Annotated in this window: 16 protein-coding genes, 1 tRNA gene and 1 riboswitch; of the genes, 10 read left to right on the forward strand and 7 right to left on the reverse strand. The window is 70.3% G+C overall.

Going from position 1 to position 14753, the window contains the following annotated elements; all coding sequences use genetic code 11:
• The first annotated feature begins 156 nt into the window (after positions 1 to 156).
• Positions 157 to 909, forward strand: coding sequence for an MBL fold metallo-hydrolase (locus IG74_RS0137935; RefSeq protein WP_030686804.1), 753 nt, complete (start codon positions 157 to 159; stop codon positions 907 to 909).
• A 98-nt stretch (positions 910 to 1007) separates the two neighbouring features.
• On the opposite strand, the gene IG74_RS0137940 is transcribed toward IG74_RS0137935, so the two are convergent.
• The gene (locus IG74_RS0137940) at positions 1008 to 2258 is read right to left on the reverse strand and encodes a PTS transporter subunit EIIC (RefSeq protein ID WP_030686807.1); all 1251 of its coding nucleotides are present in this window, start codon (positions 2256 to 2258) and stop codon (positions 1008 to 1010) included.
• A gap of 229 nt (positions 2259 to 2487) precedes the next feature.
• Positions 2488 to 3801, reverse strand: coding sequence for a PTS transporter subunit EIIC (locus IG74_RS0137945; protein ID WP_030686809.1), 1314 nt, complete (start codon positions 3799 to 3801; stop codon positions 2488 to 2490).
• A gap of 222 nt (positions 3802 to 4023) precedes the next feature.
• Between IG74_RS0137945 and IG74_RS0137950 the strand changes: the two genes are divergently transcribed.
• The 4 genes from IG74_RS0137950 (at position 4024) to rdgB (ending at position 6385) form a co-directional block, all read left to right on the forward strand.
• Positions 4024 to 4257 carry a glucose PTS transporter subunit EIIB gene (locus IG74_RS0137950; RefSeq protein WP_030686811.1) on the forward strand — a complete coding sequence of 78 codons (234 nt, stop codon included), beginning with the start codon at positions 4024 to 4026 and terminating at the stop codon, positions 4255 to 4257.
• Between the two features lie 200 nt (positions 4258 to 4457).
• On the forward strand, positions 4458 to 5189 hold the full coding sequence (gene rph, locus IG74_RS0137955) for a ribonuclease PH (RefSeq protein WP_030686813.1): 732 nt from the start codon (positions 4458 to 4460) through the stop codon (positions 5187 to 5189).
• Between the two features lie 124 nt (positions 5190 to 5313).
• Positions 5314 to 5712: a hypothetical protein gene (locus IG74_RS52415; RefSeq protein ID WP_030686815.1), complete on the forward strand. Its 399-nt coding sequence runs from the start codon at positions 5314 to 5316 to the stop codon at positions 5710 to 5712.
• Positions 5713 to 5782: 70 nt separating this feature from the next.
• A complete protein-coding gene (gene rdgB, locus IG74_RS0137965; RefSeq protein ID WP_030686816.1) occupies positions 5783 to 6385 on the forward strand; it encodes an RdgB/HAM1 family non-canonical purine NTP pyrophosphatase in 603 nt (200 codons plus the stop codon).
• Between the two features lie 58 nt (positions 6386 to 6443).
• On the opposite strand, the gene IG74_RS0137970 is transcribed toward rdgB, so the two are convergent.
• From IG74_RS0137970 to bcp, 4 genes are all read right to left on the reverse strand, one after another.
• Positions 6444 to 6527 (reverse strand) — tRNA-Leu (locus tag IG74_RS0137970).
• A gap of 21 nt (positions 6528 to 6548) precedes the next feature.
• Entirely contained in the window at positions 6549 to 7226 is a 678-nt protein-coding gene (locus IG74_RS0137975) for an HNH endonuclease signature motif containing protein (RefSeq protein WP_030686820.1), read from the reverse strand.
• Positions 7223 to 7867, reverse strand: a complete 645-nt coding sequence (locus IG74_RS0137980; RefSeq protein ID WP_030686822.1) for an HNH endonuclease signature motif containing protein — start codon at positions 7865 to 7867, stop codon at positions 7223 to 7225. The genes IG74_RS0137975 and IG74_RS0137980 overlap by 4 nt, the downstream gene beginning before the upstream one ends.
• Before the next feature lie 95 nt (positions 7868 to 7962).
• The gene (gene bcp / locus IG74_RS0137985; RefSeq protein WP_030686824.1) at positions 7963 to 8430 is read right to left on the reverse strand and encodes a thioredoxin-dependent thiol peroxidase; all 468 of its coding nucleotides are present in this window, start codon (positions 8428 to 8430) and stop codon (positions 7963 to 7965) included.
• Between the two features lie 143 nt (positions 8431 to 8573).
• On the opposite strand from bcp, the gene IG74_RS0137990 reads away from it, so the two are divergent.
• The 3 genes from IG74_RS0137990 to IG74_RS0138000 all read left to right on the forward strand — a co-directional run bounded on the left by IG74_RS0137990 (position 8574) and on the right by IG74_RS0138000 (position 9782).
• The gene (locus IG74_RS0137990; protein WP_030686826.1) at positions 8574 to 8900 is read left to right on the forward strand and encodes a DUF3618 domain-containing protein; all 327 of its coding nucleotides are present in this window, start codon (positions 8574 to 8576) and stop codon (positions 8898 to 8900) included.
• 97 nt (positions 8901 to 8997) lie between these two features.
• On the forward strand, positions 8998 to 9300 hold the full coding sequence (locus tag IG74_RS0137995; RefSeq protein ID WP_051707732.1) for a GroES family chaperonin: 303 nt from the start codon (positions 8998 to 9000) through the stop codon (positions 9298 to 9300).
• 66 nt (positions 9301 to 9366) lie between these two features.
• Positions 9367 to 9431, forward strand: a riboswitch (guanidine-III (ykkC-III) riboswitch).
• A 30-nt stretch (positions 9432 to 9461) separates the two neighbouring features.
• Complete coding sequence (locus IG74_RS0138000) at positions 9462 to 9782, forward strand: DMT family transporter (RefSeq protein ID WP_030686831.1); 321 nt, start codon at positions 9462 to 9464, stop codon at positions 9780 to 9782.
• Positions 9783 to 9849: 67 nt separating this feature from the next.
• Here the strand turns inward: IG74_RS0138000 and IG74_RS0138005 are convergent, their stop codons facing one another.
• Positions 9850 to 12834 (reverse strand): transglycosylase domain-containing protein, encoded by a 2985-nt coding sequence (locus IG74_RS0138005; RefSeq protein ID WP_420710011.1) that lies wholly within the window; start codon positions 12832 to 12834, stop codon positions 9850 to 9852.
• A 202-nt stretch (positions 12835 to 13036) separates the two neighbouring features.
• Here IG74_RS0138005 and IG74_RS0138010 point away from each other — a divergent pair, with 202 nt between their 5' ends.
• Complete coding sequence (locus IG74_RS0138010) at positions 13037 to 13858, forward strand: ABC transporter permease (protein WP_030686835.1); 822 nt, start codon at positions 13037 to 13039, stop codon at positions 13856 to 13858.
• Positions 13859 to 13925: 67 nt separating this feature from the next.
• A complete protein-coding gene (locus IG74_RS0138015) occupies positions 13926 to 14747 on the forward strand; it encodes an ABC transporter permease (protein WP_051856253.1) in 822 nt (273 codons plus the stop codon).
• Positions 14748 to 14753: the final 6 nt, after the last annotated feature.

The raw sequence follows: 14753 nt of genomic DNA on the forward strand, positions 1-14753 counted from the left end.
CCCCACCCCCGCCCGGCCCCCCGAACCGGTGACAGCCCAGGTGAGTTCGCCCACAACGGCCCACGACGGAGGAGCGAGGTGCCGTTTCGCGCCTTACGCTCGTCGGACCGCACGCCCCCGAATTCCCCCGACCGCCAGCGCGGAGGTTCCAGCTATATGAAGCTCACCGTCGTCGGCTGCTCGGGGTCGTTTCCGTCCGCGGACTCGGCCTGCTCGAGCTACCTCGTCGAGGCCGACGGCTTCCGGTTGCTGCTCGACATGGGCAATGGCGCCCTGGGCGAGCTGCAGCGCCACATCGGTCTGTACGACCTCGACGCGATCTTCCTCAGCCATCTGCACGCCGACCACTGCATCGACATGTGCGCGTACTTCGTGGCCCGCTACTACCGGCACGAGGGCGGCCGCTGCGCGCCCATCCCGGTGTACGGCCCCGAGGGCACCGAGCAGCGCCTGACCACGGCGTACGCCGACACGCCCTCCGCGTCGTCGATGAGCGAGGTCTTCGACTTCCACACGGTCAAGCCGGGCGCCTTCGACATCGGCCCGTTCTCGGTGCGCACCGAGAAGGTCTGCCATCCGGTCGAGGCGTACGGCGTGCGCGTCGAGCACGGCGGCAGGTCGCTCACGTACTCCGGCGACACGGGCCCCTGCGAGGCGCTCGACGAACTCGCCACCGGCACCGACCTCTTCCTGTGCGAGGCCGCGTTCACGCACGGCAAGGAGAACATCCCGGACCTGCACCTCAACGGCCGCGAGGCGGGCGAGTCCGCCCGGCGCGCGGGCGTCGGCCGCCTGGTCCTCACCCACATCCCGCCGTGGACGGACCCCGCGGTGAACCTCGCGGACGCCCGCGCCGTGTTCGAAGGTCCGACGGAGCTGGCCGCGCCCGGAGCGTCGTACCAGGTCTGAGGCGCTGTATCGATACGCCCCCGCGGCAGCCCGCTCCGGCACCACGACGAAGGCCCCGGAACCCAAGCGGTTCCGGGGCCTTCGCGCTGTCCGAGCGGCTACGCCTTCGTCAGGTCCTCGATCTCCTCCTCGGGCTCACGGCCCGGGGTGGGGATGTTGAACTTGACGATCGCGAAGCGGAAGACCACGTAGTAGACGGCCGCGAAGACGAGGCCGATCGGGATGATCAGCCAGGGCTTGTCGGCGAACTTCCAGTTCAGGACGTAGTCGATGGCACCGGCGGAGAAGGTGAAGCCGTGGTGCACGCCGAGCGCCCAGGTGACCGTCATGGCGACGGCCGTGAGCAGCGCGTGGATCACGTACAGGGCCGGGGCGATGAACATGAACGCGAACTCGATCGGCTCGGTGATGCCGGTGACGAACGAGGTGAGCGCGAGGGACATCATCATGCCGCCGACGACCTTGCGGCGCTCGGGGCGCGCGGTGTGCGTGATGGCGAGCGCGACGGCGGGCAGCGCGAACATCATGATCGGGAAGAAGCCGGACATGAACTGGCCCGCGGTCGGGTCGCCGTGCATGAAGCGCTGGATGTCGCCGTGCCAGACGGCGCCCGCGGAGTCGGTGAAGGAGCCGATCTCCTGCCAGGCGACGGTGTTCACGAACTGGTGCATGCCGACCGGCAGGAGCGCGCGGTTGACCACGCCGAAGATGCCCGCGCCGACCGAGCCGAGGTCGGTCATCCACTCGCCGAAGCTGGTGATCGCGTCACCGACCGGGCCCCAGGCGAGGCCGAAGACGACACCCAGGGCGGTGCCGATGAAGGCCATCAGGATCGGGACCAGACGGCGGCCGTTGAAGAATCCGAGCCAGTCCACCAGCTTGGTGCGGTGGAACCTCTGCCAGACCACGGCGGAGATCAGGCCCATGATGATGCCGCCGAAGACCTTGGGGTCGTTGTACGTCGCGGCGACGTCCGCACCCTTGGTGATCTTCGCCTCGGTGACCGGGAACGCGGTCAGGACGTTCTTGTAGACCAGGAAGCCGACGAGCGCGGCGAGCGCGGTCGAGCCGTCCGCCTTCTTCGCGAAGCCGATCGCGACACCGATGCAGAACAGCAGCGGCATGTTCGCGAAGACGGCGTCACCGGCGGTGGCGAAGACCGTGGCGACCTTGCCCCAGCCCAGGCCGTCCGCGCCGAACACGTCCGGCTGGCCGAGGCGGAGCAGGATGCCCGCGGCGGGCAGCACGGCGATGGGCAGCTGCAGGCTGCGGCCGACCTTCTGCAGACCCTGCAAGAGGCCGGCGCCCCGCTTCTTCGCGGGCGCCGCCTTGGCGGTGGCCGTACTCATGACTTCCTCCATGTGCGGGTGCTGTCAGGGGACAGTTCGGGGGGTGCGACAGCATCCAGGTGGTCTACACCACTCAGTGGTGTAGACCTGTTGTAACACGGTCAAGGCGGCATAAGGAACCCGCGATTCCTGTGGGGTGGGCCATACCGTCACAAGCATGGCGAAAGGCCCCGGGACCACAGGGTCTCAGGGCCTTTTCGGAGGCTCAGTTCGGGGTTCCGCTTGAGCTCTACGCCTTGGTCTGTTCTGCGTCCAACGCCTTTGCCTCTTCTTCCGGTTCGCGGCCCGGAGTGGGCAGGTCGAACTTGTGGATGACGAAGCGGAACAAAGCGTAGTAGACGACCGCGAAGGCGAGCCCGATCGGGATGATCAACCACGGTTTGGTGGCCAGGCTCCAGTTGATGACGTAGTCGATGAGACCCGCCGAGAAGCTGAAGCCGTCCTTCACGCCGAGCGCCCACGTCACCGCCATCGAGACACCGGTGAGCACCGCGTGGATCGCGTACAGGAGCGGGGCGATGAAGAGGAAGGAGTACTCGATCGGCTCGGTGATGCCGGTGACGAAGGAGGTCAGGCCGACCGAGAGCATCATGCCGCCGACGACCTTGCGGCGCTCGGGGCGGGCCGCGTGCGTGATGGCGAGCGCGGCGGCGGGCAGCGCGAACATCATGATCGGGAAGAAGCCCGAGGTGAACTGGCCCGCCGTCGGGTCCCCTGCGAGGAAGCGGTTGATGTCGCCGTGCACCACGGTGCCGTCGTGCTTGGTGTAGTCGCCGAACTGGAACCAGACGAAGGTGTTCAGGAACTGGTGCAGGCCGATCGTGAGCAGCGCGCGGTTGGCCACGCCGAAGATGCCCGAGCCCAGCCAGCCGAGGTCCACCAGCCACTTGGAGAAGCTGGTGAGCCCGTCGCCGATGGGCGGCCAGACCCAGACGCACAGGCCCGCGAAGACCAGGCCGATGAAGGCCATGATGATCGGCACCAGGCGGCGGCCGTTGAAGAAGCCCAGCCAGTCCACCAGGCGCACCCGGTGGTAGCGCTGCCAGAACCAGGCCGCGAGCAGGCCCATCACGATGCCGCCGAAGACCCCTGGATTCTGGTACGCGGCCTGCGCCGATGTGCCGTCCTCGGCGACGCACACGCCGCTCCACATGCCCGCGCCCGCGAAGTCGGCCCCCGCGGGGCAGTCGTCGGGGAAGGCGCGGAGCACCGCGTAGTAGACGAGGAAGCCCGCGACGGCGGCGAGCGCGGTGGAGCCGTCCGCCTTCTTCGCCATGCCGATCGCCACGCCGATGCAGAAGAGGAGCGGCAGGCCGAGCGAGGAGTCGAGCAGGGCGCCGCCCGCGGCCGCGAACACCTTGGCCACGTTCGTCCAGCCCAGGCCGTCGTCGCCGAAGACGTCCGGCTGGCCGAGCCGGTTCAGGATGCCTGCGGCGGGCAGCACGGCGATGGGCAGCTGGAGGCTGCGGCCCATTTTCTGCAGGCCCTGGAACAGGCCGTTCCACCACTTCTTCTGCGGTACCGCGGCGGCGTCCGAACTCATCGGCGTTCCTCCTGGAACCGGCCAGTTTGGCGGTCGTTGAAAACTGGTGTAGACCAGTTGCGGGCGGGTGTGCGGTGGCCCCCTGGTCAGGGACGACACCTTGATCGTCATGATGGAGTGCGGCTGCCGTGACCGCCCGCGAAGATGGGCCAACCGTGCGTTACCGTGACAAAGCGGACCTACGGTGTCGTGGCCGCGTCCTTTCACAGCAGGGAGTAAGCAATGGCCAGCAAGGCTGAGAAGATCGTTGCCGGGCTCGGCGGCATCGACAACATCGAAGAGGTCGAGGGCTGCATCACCCGTCTCCGCACGGAGGTCAACGACGCGGGCCTGGTCGACGAGGCGGCCCTGAAGGCCGCGGGCGCGCACGGTGTCGTGAAGATGGGCACGGCGATCCAGGTCGTCATCGGCACGGACGCGGACCCGATCGCGGCGGAGATCGAAGACATGATGTGAGACCGGGCGCTGCCGGTCCCGTGAAGGCCCCGTTCCCCCTGACCGGAACGGGGCCTTCATGCTGGCGCGGGGCGCCGTCGATCGCCGCTTCGCGGCTCGTCCTCCATCGCGGGACGGGCTGGATCTCCGAGCCCGTCCGGCGATTGAGGACGAGGCCGCAGGCCGATAAACGGGGCCCCGGCGCCGGATAGGCTCACCGCATGTCTCGATTCGACGGTCGTACCCCCGAACAGCTTCGTCCCGTTTCCATCGAGCGGGGGTGGAGCAAGCACGCCGAGGGCTCCGTCCTCGTCTCCTTCGGCGACACCAAGGTCTTCTGCACGGCCTCCGTCACGGAGGGCGTGCCCCGCTGGCGCAAGGGCAGCGGCGAGGGGTGGGTCACCGCCGAGTACTCGATGCTGCCGCGCTCCACCAACACCCGCGGCGACCGCGAGTCCGTGCGCGGCAAGATCGGCGGCCGCACGCACGAGATCTCCCGCCTCATCGGCCGCTCGCTGCGCGCCGTCATCGACTACAAGGCGCTCGGCGAGAACACCATCGTCCTCGACTGCGACGTCCTCCAGGCCGACGGCGGCACCCGCACCGCCGCCATCACCGGCGCGTACGTCGCACTCGCCGACGCCGTCACCTGGGCGCAGGGCAAGAAGCTCATCAAGCCCGGCCGCAAGCCGCTCACCGGCACGGTCAGCGCCGTGTCCGTCGGCATCGTCGGCGGCGTGCCGCTGCTCGACCTCGCCTACGAGGAGGACGTCAAGGCCGACACCGACATGAACGTGGTGTGCACCGGCGATGGCCGGTTCGTAGAGGTGCAGGGCACCGCGGAGGCCGAGCCGTTCGCGCGCGACGAGCTGAACGCGCTGCTCGACCTCGCCGTAGGCGGCTGCGCGGAGCTGACCGCGCTCCAGCTCCAGGCACTGGATTCGGCCAAGTAGCCGTCGATGTAAAGGGGTTCGCCTCCCGGCGAGCAACCGTCCCGCCGACCACGGGCGTTCTATGAGGTGGAGCGTGCGGGTACGACCGCACGCTCGCACACCGCATAACGGGAGGGAACCATCCATGGCCGTGCGCCACCGCCGTGTCACCGTCGCCATAACCACCGCTCTGATCGCCGTTCCGGCGACGCTCGGCCTCGTCGCCTGCGACCCGAAGGACGCGGTGGACTGCGTCAAGGCGGCCGACGCCGTCTCGGACGGCGCCGACGCCCTGCGGCAGGCCGCCCAGGACGCCGTCCTCTACCCGGACCGGAAGTCCGAGAAGCGCTTCGACAAGATCAGGGGCGACCTCGACGACATCCGCAGGGACCACGAGGACGACGAGGACATCAGCGAAGCCGTCGACGAGATGCAGAAGGCCGTCGACAACGTCGAGAAGGCCGTCGACAACGGCGACAAGACGCCCGACCTCCGCCCGATGGCGAACGCCGCGGGCAAGGTCACCAAGGCCTGCACGAACTGACGCGGCGGGGCGGCGGGGGCGCCGGTCGGCCGTGCGACCGGGTCCCGGTGACGGGACGGATACTGGTCGCATGACCCGTCTCATCCTCGCCACCCGCAACGCCCACAAGGTCACCGAGCTCAGGGCGATCCTCGCCGCCGCGGGCCTCGACCACGAACTCGTCGGCGCGGACGCCTACCCCGAGATCCCCGACGTCAAGGAGACCGGGGTCACCTTCGCCGAGAACGCCCTGCTCAAGGCGCACGCCCTGGCGCGGGCCACCGGTCTGCCCGCCGTCGCCGACGACTCCGGGCTCTGCGTCGACGTGCTCGGCGGGGCGCCCGGCATCTTCTCCGCGCGCTGGGCCGGCCGCCACGGCGACGACAAGGCCAACCTCGACCTGCTGCTCGCCCAGCTCGGCGACATCGACGAGGCCCACCGCGGCGCCCACTTCGCCTGCGCCGCGGCGCTCGCCCTGCCCGACGGCACCGAGCGCGTCGTCGAGGGCCGGCTGCGCGGCACCCTGCGCCACGCCCCCGCGGGCACCAACGGCTTCGGCTACGACCCGGTCCTGCAGCCCGAGGGCGACACCCGGACCTGCGCCGAGCTGACCCCCGACGAGAAGAACGCGATCAGCCACCGCGGCGAGGCGTTCCGGGCCCTCGTGCCGGTGGTGCGGGAACTGCTGGGCTGACGGCTGGTGCGCATGGAGTGGCCTGCGAGTCGATGCTTCGATTCGCAGGCCATTTGTGTGCGGCGGAAGGGATTCGAACCCTCAAGCCCGATCAAGGGCCACAGATCCTAAGTCTGCTGCGTCGCCGTTGCGCCACCGCCGCTGGTGCCCGCCATGGTACCGGTCACCTGTTGGCGCGTGGTCGCTGACCTCCTCTGCACCAGGTACTGGTAATCGCGTGACAGTTGGGGCAAAGCAGCCGTAGATTCTCCCGCCGGTCGTCGCTCCAGTCCCCGTTGATGTGGTCGACCTCCAGGGTCATGGGTTTGCCGTTCCACTCGGGTGGGGTCCCGCACTGGTCGCAGCACCCGGGGGCGCCGACCTCGCGCAGGGCTCGCCGGAGTAGAGAGCTCTGGGATCGGCGGCGGCCGTCGTGTTTGACCAGGATGGCCTCAGCGGTTTTCCTCGGGGTGGTACCGGGCTTGCCCCGTTGGTGCGCCTGGCCGAGGAAATGGGATGCGTCTATGCGTTCCTCGGCGATCCAGTCGCGCAACATGCTCCGCTGCGCCGAGTTGTTCGGCCGCTCCAGGAACCGGAGTGTCCCGGCGAGAGACTCGGACTCCGCCACGGCTTTACGCAGAGCGGCTGCCTCAGGCCGTGTGCGCAGCCTGGTGCGGCGCTCGCAGCGGCGGAGGTGTGTTACGTCGATGCCGAAGTGGTCGAACCGCTTGAACAGGTGGCGGTGAAGGCTCCGGTAGGGACGCGTTCCCAAGAACGCGATGACCTCTTCGATGGACGAGCAGTTCTCGGCCGCCTTCGTCAGCAGCTCTCGCGTATAGCGGACCAGCGGCTCCTTCTTCATGGCAGCTGCCTCTTGCCGCGCCCCCGGTAAGTGTCCGTGGTGGAGTGGCAATTGGGGCAGAGCAGCCGTAGGTTCTCGATCCGATTGTCGCGCCAGTCGCCGTCGATGTGGTCGACCTCAAGTGGCAGCGGTTCGCCAAGCCACTCAGGCCCGGTTCCGCACAGGCTGCACTGCTTGACAACGCCGAGCTCTGCCATGGCCCGCTTGAGTCGAGTGTTGGGCACGCGTCTGGAGGCATCCACGACCAGGATCTCCGAGGGCGTCCGCCTTCTGCGGTTGTCCCGCATCGCCTCGGTTCGTTTCTGTCCGACGAAGTGCGATGTGTCGATTCCGTACGCCGTGATGCGGCGGCTGATGTGGGTGTGATAGCCGCCCACGATTCCGATGCCCAGATACCGCAGTACGTCGTTCACGCTCTTCGACGCCGCCACCGCAGGCTCCAGTATCTCCCGCGTCCATCGCGCCCCGTTCTCCCGCACGAAGTGCGACGTATCCACGCCCAGCTTCTTCATCCGCCGGCGGATGTACGGGCGCGACGGCCCCTTCGGATCCACCCCCAGCTTCCCCAGCGCCTCCGACAGCGTCCGCGAAGACGCCGCCGCCTCGGCCAGCCGTTCCCGTGTGTACGGGCTCGTCCCCATCGGGTCCCCTCCGTTTCCGGCCACGCGTTCGTGGTCTCGTACGGAGTAGCGAACCGACTATCGGACAGTCACGGACGGCCGAGGCGTCAAGGGGATCAGATGCCGAGGTCGCGGATGATCTTGGCTACGTGGCCGGTGGCCTTCACGTTGTAGAACGCGTGCTCGACCTTGCCGTCCTCGTCCACGACGACGGTCGAGCGGATCACGCCCGTCACCGTCTTGCCGTACAGCTTCTTCTCGCCGAAGGCGCCGTACGCCTCCAGGGTCTCCTTGGCCGGGTCGCCGACCAGCGTGACCTTCAGGTTCTCCTTCTCGCGGAACTTCGCGAGCTTCTCCGGCTTGTCCGGGGACACGCCGATGACGTCGTAGCCCGCGGCCGCGAGGGCGTCCAGGTTGTCCGTGAAGTCGCAGGCCTGCTTGGTGCAGCCGGGGGTCAGGGCGGCCGGGTAGAAGTACACGATCACCTTGCGGCCCTTGTGGTCCGCGAGGGAAACCTGCTTGCCGTCGGCGTCGGGCAGGGAGAAGGCGGGGGCGGTGTCGCCGGGCTGCAGTCGCTCGCTCATTCTTGGGCTCCTCACGGTGCGCGTACGCACCAAGCTGTGGTGACGGAGACGAGCGTAATAGGGGTGCCGTGGGGTGCGGTGCGGGCGAAGCTGACAGACTGTGGAGGTCCGAGTACAAGTACACACCCCACGGAGGCAGCCCGGTGTCGGATGCGGATGCCAGGACCCCTGCGCAGATCGAGGCGGACATCAAGCGCCGGCGCGAGCAGCTCGCCGAGACCCTCGACGAGATCGGGGTGCGGGTCCACCCGAAGACGATCGTCGGCGACGCCAAGGCGAAGGTCGCGGCCAGCGTGGACAACACCCTCGGCCGGGCCTACGTGGGGGCGAACCGCTTCGTCTCCGACGTGCGCGCCCAGCTCGTCTCGCCGGAGGGCCAGCCGCGCCTGGAGCGGATCGTGCCGGTGGCCCTGGTGGTCGTGGGCCTCGTGGGGCTCGTCGCCGTCGGCTCCCGGCGTCGCAAGGACTGACCCGGGGGCGTACAGGGCGCGTGCGGGCAGGTAGGTTCGGGGCGTGAGCGCCAAGACACCTGAATCAAGCACCCACGACGACAAGCTGCCGATCCGGATGCTGCACGACCGCGTGCTCGTGCGCCAGGACACCGCCGAGGGCGAGCGGCGCTCCGGCGGCGGCATCCTGATCCCGGCGACCGCGGCCGTCGGCCGCCGTCTGGCCTGGGCGGAAGTGGTCGCCGTCGGGCAGAACGTGCGCACGGTGGAACCGGGCGACCGGGTGCTCTACGACCCGGAGGACCGGGCCGAGGTCGAGGTGCGGGGCACCGCGTACGTGCTGATGCGCGAGCGCGACCTGCACGCGGTGGCCGCGGACCGCTTCGAGGGCTCGGAGGACTCCACGGGGCTCTACCTGTAGCGGTCCCGCAGGAGCTGTAGCGGGTGTCCAGGGCTGGTGACCAGTGTCACCAGCCCTTTCGTCTGCCCTTTGCTACCGTGGAGACACCCCGACGAGACGCGCCGTACCGGGCCCCGCAAAGACGACGCACCCCCTGAAGTCTCGTTCTCGGAGGTGCCGTCATGGCCTGGGTCCTGCTCATCGTCGCCGGTCTGCTCGAAGTCGGCTGGTCGATCGGCATGAAGTTCACCGAGGGGTTCACCCGCCTGTGGCCGAGCGTGTTCACCGGCGCGGGCATCGTCGCGAGCATGGTCCTGCTGTCGTACGCGGCCAAGACGCTCCCCATCGGCACGGCCTACGGCGTGTGGGTCGGCATCGGCGCCGCGGGCGCCGCGGTGGTCGGCATGGTCGCCCTCGGCGAACCCACCACCGCGGCCCGGATCTTCTTCGTGTGCCTGCTGCTCGTGGCCGTCGTGGGGCTCAAGGCGACCAGCGGTCACTGAGCCCCACCGGGGGCGCCCCCGAGCGGCCTCCGCCGCGGGGGCGCTCAGCCCCCGCGCACCGGCACCGTCAGTCGGCGCGGGCCCGCCCGCTCGGTCCTACGGTGAGCCCGCCGAGGGCCCCCTGGGCGGCCCCGCCCTGGTCACCACCGCCGTCCGCGGCACCGCCGCCGTCCGCCGCGCCGCCGTCCGCGCCGCCCTGCTGACCGCCGTCCTGGCCGCCCTGGTCGCCGCCGTTCTGACCGCCCTGCTGGCCGCCTTGGTCGCCGCCGTTCTGGCCGCCCTGCTGGCCGCCGTTCTGACCGCCCTGGTTCTGGCCGCCGTCCTGGCCGCCGTCCGTGGTGCCGCCGTCGGTCTGGCCGCCGTCGTCACCGCCGCCCGTCGCGCCGCCGGTGTCGTCGCCCTCGTCGGGATCCTGGGCCGACTGCGCGGGATCCGGCGCGACCGGTTCCTCTGAGCCCGGCTCCAGCTGGAGCTCGAACTCCTTGGCGGGCTTGCCCTCCAGGGCGTCCTTGGTGAACTGCGCCCACACCTTCGCCGGGTAGCCGCCGCCGTTGATGCGGGTCTCGCCGAGCGCCCCGTACAGCGGCGTCTGCGCGGCGGTGACCGGGTCCTGGCCCATCACCGCGACCACGGTGGCGAGGTCGGGGGTGTAGCCCGCGAACCAGGCCGCCTTGTCGTTCTCCGCCGTACCGGTCTTGCCCGCCGCCGGACGGCCCGCGTTCAGCGCCTCGCGGCCCGTGCCGGACTGCACCACGCTCTGCAGGATCGACGTCGTCGTGTCGGCGGCCTCACGGCTCACCGCCGTCGACGTCTTCCGCTGCGGAAGCGCGATGTCCTGGCCGTCCTTGCTGATCTTCTCGACGAGCGTGTACGTGCCGTGCTTGCCGTGGTTGGCGAGCGTCGCGTACGCCTCGGTCATGTCCAGGACGGACGCCGTGGACGGGCCGAGCGCGATCGACGGGGACGCGGTCAGGTCCGGCGTCTTCGCCGGGACGCCGAGCGCGACCGCGGTCTCCTTGACCTTGTCCGAGCCGACGTCGACGGCCATCTGCGCGTACACCGAGTTCACGGACTTGTCCGTGGCCTCGCGCACGCTGATGTCGCCGTAGTTGACGTCGTCCTCGTTCGCGGGCGCGTACGAGCCGCCGCTCCAGCCCTGCACCGGACGGCGGTTGTTGCCGTCGTACAGCGTGTTCGGCGTGATCTGGGCGCCGGACTGGGTGGTCGAGCCGTTCTCCACCGCGGAGGTGAACACGAACGGCTTGAAGGTCGAGCCGACCTGGTAGTCGCGCCGGGTCGCGTTGTTCACGAACTGCTTGGTGTAGTCGATGCCGCCGTACATCGCGACGACCTCGCCGGTCTTCGGGTCCACCGAGGCCCCGCCCACGCGTACGTTCTTGTCGATCTTGCGGGCCTTCTTGTCGACCTTCGACATCACCTGCTCGTCGACGGCCTTGACGAAGGCGTCCTGCTTGGGCTTCTGGAGCGTGGTGGTGATGCGGTAGCCGCCCTTGCTGAGGGCGTCCTCGTCGACGATCCGGTTCTCGATCAGATAGTCCTCGACGGCCTTCACGACGTAGCCGCGCTGGCCGGACAGGCCCGGCGCGCCCTTCGCCTGCTCCGGCATCGGGAACTTGACCTTGTCCCGCTCGGCCTTGTCGAGCCAGCCCTCCTTGACCATGCCGTCCAGGACGTAGTTCCAGCGCCCGACGGCACGCGGCTTGTTCTCCGGGTGCGTCGCCACGTCGTACGCGTTGGGGGAGTTCACCAGGGTCGCCAGGTACGCGCCCTGGCCGACGCTCAGGTCCTCCACGTCCTTGCCGTAGTACGCCTGCGCCGCGGCCTGCACGCCGTACGCGCTGCGGCCGAAGTAGCTGGTGTTCAGATAGCCCTGGAGGATCTCGTCCTTGCTCACCTCGCGGTCCAGCTTGATCGCGATGAAGAACTCCTTCACCTTGCGGGAGACCGTCTGCTCCTGCGCCAGGTAGTAGTTCTTCACGTACTGCTGGGTGATCGTCGAACCGGACTGCTTGCCCTTGCCGGTGAGCGTGTTCCAGCCCGCGCGGAGCATCGCCTTCGGGTCGACGGCGGACTCGCTGTAGAAGTCCCGGTCCTCGGCGGCGAGGACCGCGTGCTGGACCTTCTTGGGCACCTTCGAGAGCGGCACGTTCTCGCGGTTGACCTTGCCGTCGCGGGCGATCTCGGAGCCGTCGGAGTACAGGTAGACGTTGCTCTGCTTGGTGGCCATGGCGTTGGCCGGCGGGATGTTCACGAGGAAGTAGCCCGTCATGAACGCGCCCACGCCGAGCAGGATGAACAGGATGAAGGCGCCGAGCACCATCCGCCACGTCGGGAAGAGGCGCCGCCAGCCCTTGCGCTTGGGCCGCTTCGCCTTCTTGCCCTTCTTGCCCTGCTGGCCGGGCGCCACGGGCCCGGCGGGGTTCGCACCGCCGTCGTCCCCGCCGCCCGCCCCGCCCTCGTCGGGGTCGCGGGGCGCCCAGCCCTGCGGCCTGCCGTTCCCGGGCTCCTGGTGCCGGGCACCGGGACCGTCGTGCCCCACGGGCCGCAGCCGGGTCGTGGCGGGGCCGGCCCCGGCCGCGCTGGCCGCCGCGGCGCCCTTGGCACCGTTGGGGCCCTTGGCGCCCTTGGGGCCGGCCGGGACGGGGCGGATCTGCTGGGTCGCCGGATCGTGCGCGGCGGCACCCCGGCCGCCCTCGGGCGGCGCGCCGGAGCCGTTCTTGCGCAGGGCCGCGGAGCCGCCCTTGCCGGGGGACGGCGCGGCGGGCCCTTCGCGGTCCGTGATCGGCCGGATCTGCTGGGTGGCGGGGTCGGGCGCGCCCTGGCCGCGGGCCGCGCCGGGGTCACCCCGGCGTGCGGCCCCGTCACCCTTGCCGGGGACGCCCGGGCGGCGCTCGGCGGCGGGGCGGCGGTCCCCCTCGGGGCCGTCCTGGCGCGGGGCCGCAGGCCCGTCCTCGGGGGCGGCGGGCTCCCCGGGCCCGTCAGCGGGCCCGCGCCCGGGGCCACGCTGCTGCTGCGGCTCGTCGCTGCTCATGTCTCGCGGAACTCCCAGTTCGCGTCGTACGCCTCGTACGACCCATTGCACACTGTCTCCGCATGCCTTTCTGACCAGGCACGCGCCGCGCGGCGAAATTGCCTGGCACGGACGGCCCCGCTCACATTAGGCTCCTGCGCTTCGGTCCGGACACGCGGTCCGGGCGCCCGGCCTGGAAGCGGGACGAGGCTCTCTGAAAGGGATGTGCGTGAGAACAGGACGGTTCCGCTTGTACGCGGCCGTCGCCGGAGGAAACTTCCGGAGATTCGCCACATACCGGATGGCGACGCTGGCGGGTGTGTTCACCAACACCGTGTTCGGGGTGATCCTGGCCTACACCTACAAAGCCCTCTGGGACGAGAGACCCGGACTAGGAGGATACGACCAGGCGCAGGCGCTCACGTACGTCTGGCTCGGTCAGGCCCTCCTGATGACCGTCGCGGCGATGGGCGGAGGCTTCGAGTCGGAGCTGATGGAGCGCATCCGCACCGGCGACGTCGCCACCGATCTGCACCGGCCCGCCGACCTCCAGACCTGGTGGCTCGCGAGCGATCTGGGCCGGGCCGCGTTCCACCTTCTGGGCCGTGGAGTGGTGCCGATGACCTTCGGGGCGCTCGCCTTCCAACTCGCGCTGCCGAGAGATCCGTTGACCTGGCTCGCCACGCTCCTCGCGGTGCTGCTCGGCGTCGTCGTCAGCTTCGCCCTGCGCTACCTGGTCGCGCTCAGCGCCTTCTGGCTCCTGGACGGCGCGGGCATGGCCCAGATCGCCTGGCTCGCGGGCACGTTCTTCTCCGGCATGCTGCTGCCCCTGAACGTGTTCCCGGGCGCCCTCGGCGAGATCGCCCGGGCCCTGCCCTGGTCGGCGCTGATCCAGGTGCCCGCGGACGTGTTCCTCGGCAAGCACACGGGCGCCGGGCTGCTCGCGGTCTACGCCTTCCAGGCCGCCTGGGCGGCCGGGCTGCTCGCCGCGGGACGGCTGCTCCAGGGCGTGGCGACCCGCCGGGTGGTGGTCCAGGGTGGCTGAGCGGCTGCGGGAGCGGGGGCGGGGGCCCGGCGGCGCGGGCACGGAGCGCGGCGGCCTCGGCGCCCCGGTGGGCCCTCTCGCCAGGACCCGCGAGGGCGTGCGCGCCTACCGCCTGATCACCGCCATGTGGATCCGCTCCACGATGGCGTACCGCGCCTCCTTCGCCCTGACGGCCTTCGGGAACCTCGCGGCCACCGCTCTCGACTTCGTCGCGATCCTGCTGATGTTCTCCCAGGTGGACCGGCTCGGCGGCTACGGCCTCGGCGAGATCGCCTTCCTATACGGGACGGCGTCCACCGCCTTCGGCGTGGCCGACCTCGCCCTCGGCTCCATGGAGCGGCTCGGCAGCCGGGTCAGGGACGGCACGCTCGACACCCTCCTGGTCCGGCCCGTGCCGGTGCTCGCGCAGGTCGCGGCCGACCGCTTCGCGCTGCGCCGCGTCGGCCGGATCGTCCAGGGCCTGCTCGTCCTCGCGTACGGCTTCTGGAGCGTGGACATCGCCTGGACGCCCCTGAAGGTCCTGCTCGTCCCGCTGATGCTGATCAGCGGCGCCGGGATCTTCGCGGCGGTCTTCGTGCTCGGCGCGGCCTTCCAGTTCGTCGCCCAGGACGCCTCCGAGGTGCAGAACTCCGTCACGTACGGCGGCAACACGCTGCTCCAGTACCCGCCGACGGTCTTCGCCGACGAGCTGGTGCGCGGGGTCACGTTCGTCGTCCCGATCGCGTTCGTGAACTGGCTGCCCGGCCTGTACGTCCTCGGCCGCCCCTATCCGCTCGGCCTGCCGCAGTGGGCCGCCTTCGCGCCGCCGCTCGTGGCCCTCGCGTGCCTCGCGCTCGCGGGCCTCGCCTGGCGCGCGGGACTCCGCTCGTACCGCAGCACAGGGAGCTGACTCTTT

The organism is Streptomyces sp. NRRL B-1347, assembly GCF_000720325.1.
Lineage (GTDB): Bacteria > Actinomycetota > Actinomycetes > Streptomycetales > Streptomycetaceae > Streptomyces.

Bases quoted from the DNA above. Each gene is read 5' to 3' on its own strand.
- IG74_RS0137980 (WP_030686822.1), bottom strand. From the start codon at position 7,867: ATGGGGACGAGCCCGTACACACGGGAACGGCTGGCCGAGGCGGCGGCG.
- rph (WP_030686813.1), top strand. From the start codon at position 4,458: ATGTCTCGATTCGACGGTCGTACCCCCGAACAGCTTCGTCCCGTTTCC.
- IG74_RS0137940 (WP_030686807.1), bottom strand. From the start codon at position 2,258: ATGAGTACGGCCACCGCCAAGGCGGCGCCCGCGAAGAAGCGGGGCGCC.
- IG74_RS0137935 (WP_030686804.1), top strand. From the start codon at position 157: ATGAAGCTCACCGTCGTCGGCTGCTCGGGGTCGTTTCCGTCCGCGGAC.
- IG74_RS0137950 (WP_030686811.1), top strand. From the start codon at position 4,024: ATGGCCAGCAAGGCTGAGAAGATCGTTGCCGGGCTCGGCGGCATCGAC.
- IG74_RS52415 (WP_030686815.1), top strand. From the start codon at position 5,314: ATGGCCGTGCGCCACCGCCGTGTCACCGTCGCCATAACCACCGCTCTG.
- IG74_RS0137995 (WP_051707732.1), top strand. From the start codon at position 8,998: ATGCTGCACGACCGCGTGCTCGTGCGCCAGGACACCGCCGAGGGCGAG.
- IG74_RS0138005 (WP_420710011.1), bottom strand. From the start codon at position 12,834: ATGAGCAGCGACGAGCCGCAGCAGCAGCGTGGCCCCGGGCGCGGGCCC.
- IG74_RS0137975 (WP_030686820.1), bottom strand. From the start codon at position 7,226: ATGAAGAAGGAGCCGCTGGTCCGCTATACGCGAGAGCTGCTGACGAAG.
- IG74_RS0137945 (WP_030686809.1), bottom strand. From the start codon at position 3,801: ATGAGTTCGGACGCCGCCGCGGTACCGCAGAAGAAGTGGTGGAACGGC.
- rdgB (WP_030686816.1), top strand. From the start codon at position 5,783: ATGACCCGTCTCATCCTCGCCACCCGCAACGCCCACAAGGTCACCGAG.
- IG74_RS0138000 (WP_030686831.1), top strand. From the start codon at position 9,462: ATGGCCTGGGTCCTGCTCATCGTCGCCGGTCTGCTCGAAGTCGGCTGG.
- IG74_RS0138010 (WP_030686835.1), top strand. From the start codon at position 13,037: ATGTGCGTGAGAACAGGACGGTTCCGCTTGTACGCGGCCGTCGCCGGA.
- bcp (WP_030686824.1), bottom strand. From the start codon at position 8,430: ATGAGCGAGCGACTGCAGCCCGGCGACACCGCCCCCGCCTTCTCCCTG.